13 protein-coding genes are annotated in these 13,525 nt (G+C 56.0%); 7 read left to right on the top strand and 6 right to left on the bottom strand.

What is annotated here, in order from left to right; genetic code table 11:
- Positions 1 to 2 precede the first annotated feature (2 nt).
- The 4 genes from argJ (at position 3) to ACXAGA_RS05375 (ending at position 2,105) form a co-directional block, all read left to right on the top strand.
- Complete coding sequence (gene argJ / locus ACXAGA_RS05390; protein ID WP_475116497.1) at positions 3 to 1,217, top strand: bifunctional glutamate N-acetyltransferase/amino-acid acetyltransferase ArgJ; 1,215 nt, start codon at positions 3 to 5, stop codon at positions 1,215 to 1,217.
- A complete protein-coding gene (gene mutT / locus ACXAGA_RS05385; protein WP_475116496.1) occupies positions 1,214 to 1,618 on the top strand; it encodes an 8-oxo-dGTP diphosphatase MutT in 405 nt (134 codons plus the stop codon). The genes argJ and mutT overlap by 4 nt, the downstream gene beginning before the upstream one ends.
- Positions 1,619 to 1,698: 80 nt before the next feature.
- The gene (locus ACXAGA_RS05380) at positions 1,699 to 1,821 is read left to right on the top strand and encodes a hypothetical protein (protein ID WP_086450993.1); all 123 of its coding nucleotides are present in this window, start codon (positions 1,699 to 1,701) and stop codon (positions 1,819 to 1,821) included.
- Between the two features lie 149 nt (positions 1,822 to 1,970).
- Positions 1,971 to 2,105, top strand: coding sequence for a hypothetical protein (locus tag ACXAGA_RS05375; protein ID WP_475116495.1), 135 nt, complete (start codon positions 1,971 to 1,973; stop codon positions 2,103 to 2,105).
- A 90-nt stretch (positions 2,106 to 2,195) separates the two neighbouring features.
- Here ACXAGA_RS05375 and infB read toward each other — a convergent pair whose 3' ends face one another.
- The 5 genes from infB to ACXAGA_RS05350 form a co-directional block, all read right to left on the bottom strand.
- Positions 2,196 to 4,724: a translation initiation factor IF-2 gene (gene infB / locus ACXAGA_RS05370; protein WP_475116494.1), complete on the bottom strand. Its 2,529-nt coding sequence runs from the start codon at positions 4,722 to 4,724 to the stop codon at positions 2,196 to 2,198.
- On the bottom strand, positions 4,721 to 5,356 hold the full coding sequence (locus tag ACXAGA_RS05365; RefSeq protein ID WP_475116493.1) for an RNA-binding protein: 636 nt from the start codon (positions 5,354 to 5,356) through the stop codon (positions 4,721 to 4,723). Before ACXAGA_RS05365 ends, infB begins: the two co-directional genes overlap by 4 nt.
- Before the next feature lie 19 nt (positions 5,357 to 5,375).
- The gene (gene nusA / locus ACXAGA_RS05360) at positions 5,376 to 6,974 is read right to left on the bottom strand and encodes a transcription termination factor NusA (protein ID WP_475116492.1); all 1,599 of its coding nucleotides are present in this window, start codon (positions 6,972 to 6,974) and stop codon (positions 5,376 to 5,378) included.
- A gap of 5 nt (positions 6,975 to 6,979) precedes the next feature.
- Positions 6,980 to 7,567, bottom strand: a complete 588-nt coding sequence (gene rimP, locus ACXAGA_RS05355; RefSeq protein ID WP_475116491.1) for a ribosome maturation factor RimP — start codon at positions 7,565 to 7,567, stop codon at positions 6,980 to 6,982.
- A gap of 132 nt (positions 7,568 to 7,699) precedes the next feature.
- Complete coding sequence (locus tag ACXAGA_RS05350; RefSeq protein WP_475116490.1) at positions 7,700 to 9,160, bottom strand: ABC transporter substrate-binding protein; 1,461 nt, start codon at positions 9,158 to 9,160, stop codon at positions 7,700 to 7,702.
- Between the two features lie 314 nt (positions 9,161 to 9,474).
- Between ACXAGA_RS05350 and ACXAGA_RS05345 the strand changes: the two genes are divergently transcribed.
- From ACXAGA_RS05345 to ACXAGA_RS05335, 3 genes are all read left to right on the top strand, one after another.
- Positions 9,475 to 10,488, top strand: a complete 1,014-nt coding sequence (locus ACXAGA_RS05345; RefSeq protein ID WP_475116489.1) for a glycine betaine ABC transporter substrate-binding protein — start codon at positions 9,475 to 9,477, stop codon at positions 10,486 to 10,488.
- Positions 10,489 to 10,580: 92 nt separating this feature from the next.
- Positions 10,581 to 11,465, top strand: a complete 885-nt coding sequence (locus tag ACXAGA_RS05340) for an ABC transporter permease (protein ID WP_086450998.1) — start codon at positions 10,581 to 10,583, stop codon at positions 11,463 to 11,465.
- Positions 11,462 to 12,475, top strand: a complete 1,014-nt coding sequence (locus ACXAGA_RS05335) for a quaternary amine ABC transporter ATP-binding protein (RefSeq protein WP_475116488.1) — start codon at positions 11,462 to 11,464, stop codon at positions 12,473 to 12,475. Before ACXAGA_RS05340 ends, ACXAGA_RS05335 begins: the two co-directional genes overlap by 4 nt.
- A gap of 29 nt (positions 12,476 to 12,504) precedes the next feature.
- Here ACXAGA_RS05335 and pip read toward each other — a convergent pair whose 3' ends face one another.
- Complete coding sequence (gene pip, locus ACXAGA_RS05330) at positions 12,505 to 13,479, bottom strand: prolyl aminopeptidase (protein WP_475116487.1); 975 nt, start codon at positions 13,477 to 13,479, stop codon at positions 12,505 to 12,507.
- Positions 13,480 to 13,525 lie beyond the last annotated feature (46 nt).

Genomic DNA, 13,525 nt, shown 5'->3' with positions numbered 1-13,525 from the left:
TCATGCCCGTCTCGCCTCTTGCCCCTGCGGCATTTCCTGACCTACCGGTCATTGATGGTGTTCGTTTCGCAACCGCTATGGCGGGTGTGAAATATAAAAACCGCACGGACGTTATGCTGGCCGAATTGGCCGAAGGTTCGACCGTCGCAGGCGTGTTCACACGTTCCGCGACCCGTTCGGCTAACGTGCTGGATTGTCAGGTCAAAAACGGCAAGACACAGGCGGGTCGGGCTGCGATTATCGTAAACTCTGGCAACTCCAACGCCTTTACCGGCAGCCGCGGCGTCGAAGCCGTGGACGCCCTATGCGCTGGTGTTGCCGAACAAATGGGCATCGATGCGAACCGCGTGTTCACATCATCCACTGGCGTCATTGGCGAACCCCTGCCCTATGACCGCATCACCGCGAAAATCGGTGAATTGGTGGACAACCTTGACCCTGTTGGCATCGCGCCAGCGGCCAAGGCGATCATGACCACCGACACCTTCCCCAAAGGCGCCAGCGCGACGATCAATGTGGGTGGCAAACCCGTGAAAATCGCGGGCATCGCCAAAGGGTCGGGCATGATTGCGCCCGATATGGCGACCATGCTGGTATACATCTTTACGGATGCGAAAATCGGCCATGATGCGCTGCAACAAGCGCTAAGCCAGCTGACCGACCGTACGTTCAACTGCATCACGGTGGACAGCGACACGTCGACCTCTGACACGCTGCTGATCGGCGCGACGGGGGCTTCGGGCGTGGATGTGACGGACAACGATGATTTCGTTGCTGCCCTGCATGACGTGATGCTGGACCTGTCCCATCAGGTTGTCCGTGACGGCGAAGGCGCATCGAAATTCGTCGAAATCACCGTCACAGGTGCCCAAAACGATCAGGACGCGTTCAAGGTGGCTATGGCGACCGCGAACAGCCCATTGGTAAAAACCGCCATCGCGGGCGAAGACGCCAACTGGGGCCGCGTTGTGATGGCTGTGGGTAAATCGGGCGCTTATGCGGACCGTGATAAACTGTCGATCCGCTTTGGCGATATCGTGGTTGCGGAAAACGGTTGGCGCGCCCCCAACTATTCCGAAGAAGACGCCAGCGCCTACATGAAAAACCAGAACCTTGTGATCGGTGTCGATCTGGGTCTGGGCACGGGCAAAGCCACGGTTTGGACCTGTGACCTGACCTATGAATACATCCGCATCAACGCGGACTATCGTTCATGACGAAAAAGGTGATCCTAGTTTCCGCAGTCGCGCTCATCGATGTTGATGGGCGCGTTCTGCTGGCCCAACGCCCCGAAGGCAAATCCATGGCTGGCCTATGGGAATTCCCCGGCGGCAAGATCGAAGCCGGCGAAACACCCGAGGCCGCTTTGGTTCGCGAATTGCACGAAGAACTGGGGATCGAAACATGGGACAGCTGCCTTGCGCCGCTGACCTTTGCATCGCACAGCTACGATGATTTCCACCTGCTGATGCCGCTGTTTGCCTGCCGCCGTTGGAACGGCACGCCGCAACCCAAAGAAGGCCAAACCCTGAAATGGGTCAGCAAACACCAACTGCGCGACTACCCTATGCCGCCTGCTGACATCCCGTTGATACCGATCCTATTCGACTGGCTATAAACAAGCTACCGATGCCTTCTGCCATCGCAGAGGGCGTCGTTGTATTCTGGCCTTAGGAAAACCTAGCCGAGGGTCAAATCATGCTCCGTACAATCACAATTGGAAGCTGCGTCGCTATTCAGGGTCTATACGTGCGTGATTCGGAAAACGGCCGTGTTGTCGTACGCGTCGGCGACAAACACTATGTGGGCCGCCCAGTTTAAAGCCACCTGTTGCTGACAGTTCGTGCAAGCGCTGAAAATTTCACCGCTCATAGTCTGGTGTTTATGTCAATAATGTGACGGATTTTTAGTGATCGCGCATTCGTTGTGTGATACATATTTACGCACGTCCTGAACGCAAAGGTGACAAAATGCTCAAAACAATCACAGTTGGTAGCTCTGTTTCCGTGCAAGGCTTGTACGTTCGCGACTTGGACAATGGCCGCATCTTGGTCAACGTCGAAGGCAAAAACTATGCTGGCAAACCAGCAAACAAAGCGTCCTAAGCCACACTCACGCTGCCAAATACCCCAGAATACGAAAAGGGGACAGTCATCAGACTGTCCCCTTTTTGCTGTGCCGATGTGGCGTAGCCTTTACAGGCTACGCTCAATCTCTTCGCGTTCGAAAATCTCGATCACATCGCCTGGGCGGATATCATCGTAGTTTTCAAATGCCATACCGCATTCCTGACCGGACTGAACCTCAGCCACTTCGTCTTTGAAACGCTTCAGGGTCTTCAGGGTGCCTTCGTGGATAACCACGTTGTCACGCAGCAGACGTACGCCAGCCGAACGACGTGCCACACCTTCGGTGACCAAACAGCCAGCAACTTTGCCGACGTTGGACACTTTGAACACTTCTTTGATGTTCGCATAACCGATGAAGTTTTCACGGATTTCTGCGGACAGAAGGCCAGATGCAGCCGCTTTGATGTCGTCGACCAGATCATAGATGACCGAATAGTAACGGATCTCTACGCCTTTTTGGTTGGCCGAGTTACGTGCCGGTGCGTTTGCACGGACGTTAAAGCCGATGACAGGCGTGCCCGATGCTTCGGCCAGACCCACGTCGGTTTCGGTGATCGCACCTACGCCGTAGTGAATGACGCGCACGCGGACTTCGTCGTTGCCGACTTTTTCCAGCGCTTGAACGATCGCTTCTGCCGAACCTTGAACGTCTGCTTTCACAACAACAGGCAACTCAGAGACGTTTTCGTCTTCTTTCGCTTTCGCCATCAGCTGTTCCAGCGTGGTTGCTGCGCCGGCTGCTGCGCGTTTTTCTTTCGCAGCGTGGGCACGGTATTCAGCAATCTCGCGGGCTTGTGCTTCGGTTTCGGTTACGTTCAGAACGTCGCCTGCTTCTGGTGTACCGTTCAGGCCCAGAACTTCGACAGGAACCGATGGGCCAGCTTCGTCAACGCGTTCACCTTGGTCGTTGATCAGCGCGCGGACTTTACCCCACTGTTCGCCCACAACAAAGATGTCACCACGTTTCAGCGTACCGTTCTGAACCAGAACGGTTGCCACTGGGCCGCGGCCTACGTCCAGCTGAGCCTCGATCACAGCGCCTTGTGCAGCGCGGTTCGGGTTCGCTTTCAGTTCCAGAATCTCTGCCTGCAGCGCGATGGCTTCTAGCAGTTGATCCAGACCTTTGCCGGTTTTGGCCGAAACTTCGACGTCCTGCACATCACCCGACATTTTTTCGACGATCACTTCGTGCATCAGCAGGTCAGTGCGTACTTTGTCGATGTTTGCGTCAGGTTTATCGCATTTGTTGATCGCAACGATCATCGGAACGCCAGCAGCTTTCGCGTGGTGGATCGCTTCGATGGTCTGCGGCATCACAGCGTCGTCCGCCGCAACAACCAGAACAACAATATCGGTCACATGCGCACCGCGGGCACGCATCGACGTAAACGCCGCGTGGCCCGGAGTATCCAAGAACGACAGAACCGCGCCGGATTCCGTAGTCACCTGATATGCACCAATGTGCTGGGTAATGCCGCCCGCTTCGCCCGATACAACGTTCGCTTTACGGATTGCGTCCAGCAGCGATGTTTTACCGTGGTCAACGTGACCCATGATGGTGATCACAGGTGGGCGAGCTTCCAGATCTTCGGCTTTGTCTTGGACCTGTTCGATCGCCTGTTCAACGTCAGCATCCGACACGCGCTGTACGCGGTGGCCGAATTCTTCGATGATCAGTTCTGCAGTATCTTGGTCGATGGTCTGGTTCTGCGTTGCCATGATGCCGTTCTGCATCAAAGCCTTCACAACATCAGCCACACGTTCCGCCATACGGTTGGCAAGCTCTGCAACGGTGATCGCTTCTGGCAACTGAACGTCGCGCACAACTTTTTCACGCTGCTGCTGGCCACCCATCGCTTTTTGACGGGCTTTTTCCTGCTTACGCTTCATCGACGCCATCGAACGCTGACGACCGTCACGACCGGACAGCGCATCGTTCAGCGACAGTTTACCGGAACGACGTCCGCCGTCACGGCCAGCGCCTTTGCCTTTGCCGCCTTTGTTATCATCGCGGTTATCGTCGCGACGATTGTCGGTTTTGCGCGCGCCCGAAGGTGCAGGGCCCGCATTGCGTGCACCACCGCGATCGTCCGCTTGGTTTTGATCTGCGGCTGGCGCAGCTTTGGCAGCGGCGGCTTTTTTCTTTTCTTCTGCAGCACGTTTGGCAGCTTCTTCGGCTTCACGCTTTTTGCGCTCTTCCTCTTCGGCCTTTGCCTTCAATGCTTCTTCGCGCTCACGCTCTTCGCGTTCCTTGGCTTCTGCCTCGGCGCGGCGGCGTTCGCGTTCTTCTTCGCGGGCCTTTTCTTCGGCTGCGCGTTGCGCTGCCTCTTCGGCTTCGCGGGCTTTGGCCAGGGCCAAAGCTTTCATACGGCGTTCCAGTTCGGCATCCGAAATGCCTGCTGGACGCTTTTTCGGGTCACCCAACGCAGGGGAGGATGATCCACCCGATTTCGCTGCGCCTGGTTTTGGGACCATAACGCGTTTGCGTTTGGTCTCAACCACGACGTTCTTGGTACGCCCGTGACTAAAGCTCTGCTTTACGTTTCCAGAACCGCCACGCAGGCCAAGAGGTTTTTTTCCGTCGTTATCGCTCATCTAGCTTCTTTTTCCTTTCCGGTGGCCGAATTGCCGCCGTCAGTTACACGCATGCTTTTCAGCTTTGCGGCTTCCTCTACAACACGGTCGCTGAGTCCACCAGTAGAGAGCGCGCCATGTATCACACTTTGCCGTCCAAAAGCCAAACCCAATTCGTCGGCTGTCAGGCAATCGAAGTAACGGGCGCCTTGCGGCGTCCATAATTTTGCTTTGCCACGTTCTGATCCGTCGCATGCTTGCAGTAGAACGCGAACACGTGCGCTCCCTGCGAGCCAATCTTTGACCTTTTCAAACCCACAGACCGCCAGACCCGCCTTGCGGGCCAATGCGATCAGGTCAGTAACACGGCGAGCCAACTGGCGTTCGACTTCATCCGCCAGATTGTCCGGCACATTTACTTGTGCCTTTGCGGATCGGGAAAACTGTCCCTTGCCGGCTTGGCTGATCGCATCGCGGGTGGCAGTCACCCACATGCCGCGACCGGGCAGTTTTTCCATGACATCAGGGTAGACCGTATTATCCGGCCCAACCACAAACCGAACCAAACCGGCTGTTGGTTGGACGTCGCCGGTGACTATGCACCGACGTTCCGGGTCTGCGCCCCTGTCCTTATGTTGTCCGCCGCGCGTCAATTACAAGGCCCCCGAGGAATTACTCCTCGGCCTCCTCTTCTTCGACGTCAGCGGTCAGCTCTTCTGGATCGACCCAACCCAGCATGACACGAGCGGTCATGATCAGGTTCTGAGCTTCTTCAAGGCTCACATCGAATTTTTCCAGAACGCCGTCGTCTTTGACGCGTTCACCGTTCACAGTGGTCCAGCCGCCAGCCAGTTCCCAGTCGGCGCAGGTTGCGAAATCTTCTAGCGATTTCACGCCGTCTTCGGCCAAGGCTTCGACCATTTGTGGTGTCAGACCATCAAACGTGATCAGGCTGTCTTCGACGCCCATTGCGCGAGCCGCTTCCAATGCTTTGGCAGCTTGCGCTTCTAGGTAGTCGCGTGCACGTGCCTGCAATTCGTTTGCGGTGTCTTCGTCGACACCGTCGATGACCAGCAGTTCGTCCAGTTCAACGTAGGCCACTTCTTCTAGGCTTGTGAAACCTTCGGCAACCAGCAACTGAGCAAAGAATTCGTCCAGATCCAAGGTTTCGACGAACAGTTTCGTGCGGACCTCGAATTCGGCCTGACGGCGCTTGGATTCTTCTTCTTCGGTCATGATGTCGATGTCCAGACCGGTCAGCTGGGATGCCAGACGCACGTTCTGACCGCGGCGGCCGATGGCCAGCGACAGCTGCTCTTCTGGGACGACGACTTCGATTTTGCCGGCTTCTTCGTCCAGAACAACCTTGGAAACCTCTGCAGGCTGCAGCGCGTTCACAAGGAAGGTTGGCATATCTTCGTTCCACGGGATGATGTCGATCTTTTCACCCTGCAGTTCGTTCACAACGGCCTGAACGCGGCTACCGCGCATACCGACGCAAGCGCCAACAGGATCGATCGAACCGTCGGTCGACAGAACAGCGATTTTCGCGCGCGAACCTGGGTCACGAGCCACCGCTTTGATTTCGATGATGCCTTCGTAGATTTCAGGCACTTCCATTTTGAACAGTTCGGCCATGAATTCCGGTGCAGTACGCGACAGGAAAATCTGAGGACCACGCTGTTCGCGGCGCACGTCTTTGACGTACGCACGAATACGGTCGCCCGGGCGGTACGCTTCGCGGCCGATTTTTTCGTTGCGGCGCAAAACAGCTTCGCCAGCGCCCACATCGACGATCACGTTGCCATATTCTTCGCGCTTAACAGCAGCGTTGATGATGGTGCCGTTCTTGTCTTTGAATTCTTCGTACTGCTTGTCACGCTCTGCTTCGCGGACTTTTTGCAGGATAACCTGTTTCGCGGACTGCGCAGCGATACGGCCCAGTTCAACGGGTGGGACTTCTTCGGAATAGACGTCGCCGACCTCTGGGTTGTCCATGTACTGACGCGCCTGTTCGACGGTCATTTCAGCCTGATAGTTTTCCAGCTCTTCGTCTTCGACGACGGTACGCACGCGGGTAAAGGTCGCTTTACCGGTTTTGCGGTCGATGGATACGCGGATGTCCATTTCCGAACCGTAGCGGGACTTTGCAGCGCGGGCCAGCGACTCTTCCATCGCTTCGACAACCAGACCTGGGTCGATCATCTTTTCGCGTGCAACAGCTTCGGCAGTTTGAAGCAGCTCTAGCTGGTTAGCAGAGGTAATTGCCATTTCTCTTACTCCTCGTCGCCATCAATGATGGTTTCAACTTCGTCATACTGGGCCTCGTCAATCTGGCCCTTGTCCTTGCGACCGCGCAGCACTTCGCGGATCAATTCGTCTGTCAGAACCAGTTTGGCATCCGACAACCATTCGAATTTCAGACCGATGGTGACCTCTTCGGCTTGATCATCCAGCGTGATCAGCACTTCGTCATCTTCGGTACCAGCCAGCGCGCCTTTGAAACGGCGGCGGCCATCAATCAGTTCAGTGGTTTCGATTTTGGCCGTGTAACCAGCCCATTGATCGAAATCCTTTAGGCGGGTCAGCGGACGGTCGATACCGGGCGATGACACCTCTAGGCTATAGGCCTCGACCACGGGGTCTTCGACGTCCAGCACAGCGGAAATCGCAGTGCTGATGTTGCCGCAATCGTCTACTTCGATCGTACCGTCGGGCTTTTGCGCCATGACCTGTAGGATCGTTTCCTTGGTGCTGGTCATCAGGCGCACGCGCACGATTTCAAACCCCATGTCTTCGATGACTGGGGTGATAATGTCTGCAATGCGGCGGTCCATTGCCGCCTTGGCGATCAGATCGTTCATCTGTTCTCCGAACACAAAAAAACGGGCGCGCGGCCCGTCGATGTTTCCCGGTGGAGCGTCAGGCACAAGGCCGTCAGCGCCGCTGTTGAGATGCCATATAGATCGATTGGCACGAATCTGCAAGGAAAACCGTCAGGCCACCCACCAACGTTCGGCAAAACGCGCATTATCCAGCGGCCAGAGGTTGCCGATTTCATGCGGAGTCGCGATCCGCGTGCTGGTCGCGCCGATCCAATTGGCAAAAGCAGGAATGACCATACCGCCATCGTCGCGCAGCATTTTTTGCAGGTCAGCATAGATTTCGCGGCGCAGGTCGCTGTCGAATTCCGCACGGCCCGCGATCAGCAGCTGTTCAAACCGACCGTCTGCCCAGCGCGTTTCATTCCACGGGCTGCCCGCCTTATAGGCTGTGGTCAGCATCCAGTCTTCGGTGATGCGGCCAGACCAATAGGTCGCGGACAACTGCGAATCCGCCGATAGCGCGTCCAAGGTCACGTTGATCCCCGCAGCCGCCAGCGTGTCGCGATACCCGTCCGCCATGGGACGCGGCATCACATCTGCGGAATAGCCCAGCGCCAGATCAACAGCATTCACACCCGCCTGTCGCAAATGCCATTGCGCACGGTCAGGATCATACGGTGTCGGTGCCAGATCGGCGAAATACGCATTCGCAGGGCCAATCGGGCTGTCGGCGGCGACTCGGCCATGGCCATGCAGCACGTTATCCACGATGCCCTGACGATTGATCCCGTGTTTCATCGCCAAACGCATGTGCGGATCGTCAAACGGCGCCTGATCCATGCGCATCGCGAACCCGAAATGCATGTTGCCAGCGGTTTCCAGTATCCGCATCGTCGGATGCGTCGACAAACGCGCCACATAGGACGGATCAACGCGGTCCACCGCATCGACCTGCCCAGTGATCAACGCATTCATCCGCGCCGCGCGGTCGTTCATCGCGATAAATTCAACACGGTCAAACCATCCCGCATCACCGTCTTTGTAATGGCGTTCTACCCGCAGCCCGACGAATTTCACACCGGGCTGGAACTGTTCGACGCGGTACAATCCTGTACCGATGCCTTTGGCAATCGCAGCGTCCATATCGGACGCCGGATAGATGATCAGGTGATAGTCCGACAAAAGATACGGGAAATCCGCATTGCCCGAGGTCAGCGTGAACTGAACACAGTGATCATTCAACGCGGTGATCTGCTGTATTTCATCGACAATCGGGCGGGCGCCAGATTGCGATCCACGGTGCAGATCAAAGGACGCAATCACATCCGCCGCCGTAAAGGCTGCGCCGTTGTGGAACGTCACGCCCTGCCGCAGATCAACCGTCCAAATCCGCCCATCGGGGGACGATTCCCACGATTGCGCCAGTTCGCCGACGATGGATCCGTCTGCAGAAACTTGGGTCAAACAATCAAAAACGGCACCCTGTGCACAGGCAATCATAAAGCTGTCGGAAAAGGTGCGGGCATCCCAATTGTCGGACGCTTGCGCACCAGACAGGCCAACGGACAAACGGCCACCTTGTCCACGCGCAAATGCACCAGCGCCAGCCGCAGAAAACACTGCCGCTGCCATACCATACTGGAGCAATCGTCTACGTTTATAGGTCTGCAAAATGCACGTTTCCTTTATCCGCTAGGCCTGACGACGTTAGACAACCATGCCTATGCGGTCCACTCTTAAAAATTGATCAACCCCATCTCAGACGGTTAGTTTGCGACATAAATTGGCGCAAAAGCGATTGAATTGATTTACTTAAACCCAAGTTTATGTTCTGTTTGCGACATAATCTTAGGGCAAGGCGTCGTTTTTGCACAACTTACCCTAAGCTAATGGCGTGCAGGCTGATGAAAAGCCGAACGCAAAAAACATAGTCAGGGAGACTAAACGTGAAATTCAACAAACTTGGTGCTGTTGCCGCTGTGGCAATGACTTCTGCATTTGCTGGCTCTGCCGCGATGGCTCAGGAATGTGGGTCCTACACGATGGCCGAAATGAACTGGGCATCGGCTGAACTGATGGCCAACGTCGACAAAATCGTCCTAGAGGAAGGTTTCGGTTGTGACATCGAACTGATCCCAGGCGGCACCACGACCATCTTTGCGTCGATGAACGAAAAAGGCGAACCAGATATCGCTGGCGAACTATGGGTCAACGCTGTGCGCGACCCGCTGAACGCCGCGATCGAAGAAGGCCGCCTGCATTCGGTTCTGCAGGGCCCAATCACTCAGCTGGGCGAAGGTTGGTGGGTCACCGCACAATTCGCAGAAGAACACCCAGAACTGAACACCGTTGAAAAAGTGCTAGAGCACCCAGAGCTGTTCCCATACGCCGAAGATGAATCGCTGGGCGCATTCATGGGCTGTCCTGCAGGTTGGGGCTGTCAGCTGTCCAACGCGCAGCTGTTCCGCGCGTTCGACATGGAAGAAAAAGGTTGGACCTTGGTTGATCCAGGTTCGGCAGCAGGTCTGGACGGCGCAATCGCCAAAGCATCCGACCGCGGCGAACCATGGTTCGGTTACTACTGGGCGCCAACCGCGATCATCGGCAAATACAACCTGCAACTGCTGGAATGGGAAACCGAATGGGCTGGCACAGAAAACTGGGACGGCTGTATCGTAAAGCCTGAGCAGGAATGTCTGGACCCACAGCCATCGTCCTACACCGAATCCGAAGTGCACACCGTTATCACCGATAACCTGATGCAGCAGGGCGGTATCGCAGTGGATTACCTGAAACAGCGCGTATTCCCGGGCGAAATCATGAACGCCATGCTGGTATACATGACTGAAAACCAGGCAACCGGCGCAGACGCAGCCTATGTATTCCTAGAAGAGCACGAAGACATCTGGACCCAGTGGGTAACACCAGAGGCAGCAGAAGCCATCAAATCGGCTCTGTAATTTTAGCATGAACTTTTCGAACGGGGGGCTGCGGCTCCCCGTTTTCGCGTAAATGGTCCGCCCGTTTCAACGCATAAAAACAAGGATACATAATGGAATTCCTGACTGAATTTCCTTCTATGGGGCGACGCGATCTAACGTCGCTTCGTCAGGCAATCGATGAAACCTTTCGCAGCTTTTCCCGCGCTTACGGTGAATCGCTCGAAAACTTTTTCGACCCGCTGCTGCATTTTCTGATCTGGTTTGAAAAACTACTACTGGGAATGCCTTGGCCTTTGTTCCTGATCATCATTGGTGGTCTGGCATGGCTGGGGTCACGGTCATGGAAAATCACCGTTGCGTCTGTTCTGGCATTTGTCGCTATCGGCGTGCTGGGCATGTGGGAGGATACAATGGCAACCATGGCAATCATTTCGGTTGCCACGTTGGTCTGTATCGTCGTCGGAATTCCTTTGGGTATCCTCATGGCGCGGTCCGACCGCACACAATCGGTGATCACGCCAGTTTTGGACGTGATGCAAACCATCCCGTCGTTCGTCTATCTGATCCCCGTTGTGATGTTGTTGGGCATCGGCAAAGTCCCGGGCCTGTTGGCGGTCTGCATCTACGCGATCCCGCCCATCGTGCGCCTGACCAATCTAGGCATCCGACTGGTGGACAAAGACGTGCTAGAAGCCGCCGATGCGTTCGGTGCGTCCCCGAAACAAAAACTGCTGGGCGTTCAGGTGCCTTTGGCGCTGCCGAACATTTTTGCAGGCATCAACCAAACCATCATGATGGCGCTATCCATGGTCGTGATTGCGTCGATGATTGGCGTCAAAGGTCTGGGTGTGCCCGTCCTGCGCGCCGTTTCGAACCAATATCTGGCACTGGGCCTGATGAACGGTCTGGCCATTGTTGCGCTGGCCATCATCTTTGACCGCGTCACACAAAGCTACGGCAAACGCCTGCAAGCCTATCGGGGGCAAAGCAAATGACCCAGACCAAAGTCAGCATCAAAAACCTGTACAAAATCTTTGGCAACAACCCGCAAAAGGTGCTGCCAGACGTCAAAGCAGGCATGACCAAACCCGAACTGCTGGACAAACACAACCACGTGCTGGGTATCCACAACGTGTCGCTGGATATCCCAGAAAAGCAAATTCAGGTCGTGATGGGCCTATCGGGGTCGGGCAAATCGACCCTGATCCGCCACATCAACCGTCTGATTGAACCCACCGATGGTGAAATCCTGATCGATGGCGAAAACGTTCTGGCGATGAACGACACCCAACTACGCGAAATGCGCCGTAAAAAGATGGCAATGGTATTCCAGAAATTCGGCCTACTGCCGCATCGCCGGATTGCGGAAAACGTGGCCTATGGTCTGGAAATTCAGGGCGTACCAGAGGCAGAGGCGCAAAAGCGGGCTCAGCACTGGATCGATCGCGTTGGCCTGACGGGATATGAACAGCATTACCCCGGTCAGCTGTCGGGCGGTATGCAGCAACGTGTGGGTCTGGCCCGCGCCTTGGCAAACGACGCCGATATCCTGCTGATGGACGAAGCGTTCAGCGCATTGGACCCGCTGATCCGTTTCGACATGCAGTCCATCCTGCTAGAGCTGCAAAAAGAACTGCACAAAACGATCATCTTTATCACTCACGACTTGGACGAAGCCCTACGTCTGGGCGACAACATCGCGATTTTGCGTGACGGTGCGATGATCCAGCAGGGCGATGCTCAGGAAATCGTTCTGAAACCCGCCGATGATTACATCGCCGATTTCACCAAGGACATTAACCGCGCCAAGGTGATCCGCCTGACGGGTCTGAAATCGCCTGTGACGGGTTATGACGGCCCGACCCTGCCGGGATCTACGGTGCTAGAGGAAGCTTTGTCGCCATTGGCACAAGCCCCCGATCAGACCATCGGGGTAACCGACAAAACCGGCGCGGTGACAGGCACGGTCAACCTGACCCAAGCCATCGAGGCGCTACACGGTTAAAAACAAACGGCCCCAATCGGGGCCGTTTTTCATTGGTGGGCCGCGATGTCATCCATAACGCGCACCAATTCACGGGTAATCCCCGGTTCGGACAGCGCGTGACCCGCATGCGGGATCATTCGCAGGCGCGACCCTTTCCACAATTTATGCAGGCGATAGGCGGATTGCGGTGGGCAAATCATGTCGTAACGCCCTTGCACGATGAACCCGTCAATGCCCTGCAATTTATCCATATTGTTCAGGATCGCGGTGTCGTCCGTCAGGAACCCGTTGTTGATAAAATAATGGTTTTCCAGCCGCGCAAACATGCGGGCGAAATAGGCGGGCACTTCGCCGCTGAAACCATTGGATTCAATCGACGCCAGTGCATTTTCCCACAGAGTCCAAGACCGCGCGAATTTCGCCTCGACCACGGAATCGCCGCCGAATAGACGTTTATGATAAGCGCCAATCAGATCATGCCGTTCGTCCTCGGGGACCATGCCTGCGAAATTATCCCACAGGTCGGGCCAGAAACTGCCAACGCCGCCGCCATAGAACCAATCCAATTCGGGCTGCGTCATCAAAAACACACCGCGCAGCACGATGCCGCGCACATGGTCAGGATGCGTCTGCGCATAGATCAACGACAGGGTCGCGCCCCAGCTGCCGCCGAACGTGTACCAGCTGTCGATCTCTAGGCGGTCGCGGATCGTTTCCATGTCGGCGACCAGATGCCACGTGGTGTTGTGATCCACGCAAGCGCTTGGCGTGGACCGGCCGCATCCGCGCTGATCGAACAAAATGATACGGTACACTTCAGGGTCGAAATACCGCCGCATCGCGGGGCTGCATCCACCCCCGGGGCCACCGTGCACGACAATCACGGGCACGCCATCTGGACGTCCGCATTGTTCGACATAAATATGGTGCCCGTTCCCCACGTTCAGCATCTGCTGGTCAAATGGGTCGATCGGGGGGTAAAGGTGCGGCACAGCGCGTCTTTGACCTGATGTTCTATCCATGGTCCACCTATATAGCACCTCGTGCGTTCAATCCATCACCGCAAAG

Source organism: Marivivens sp. ABH4_498 (assembly GCF_056160585.1).
Note: the sequence above shows the minus strand (reverse complement) of the source record. Positions and strands in the feature narration are given on the sequence as shown.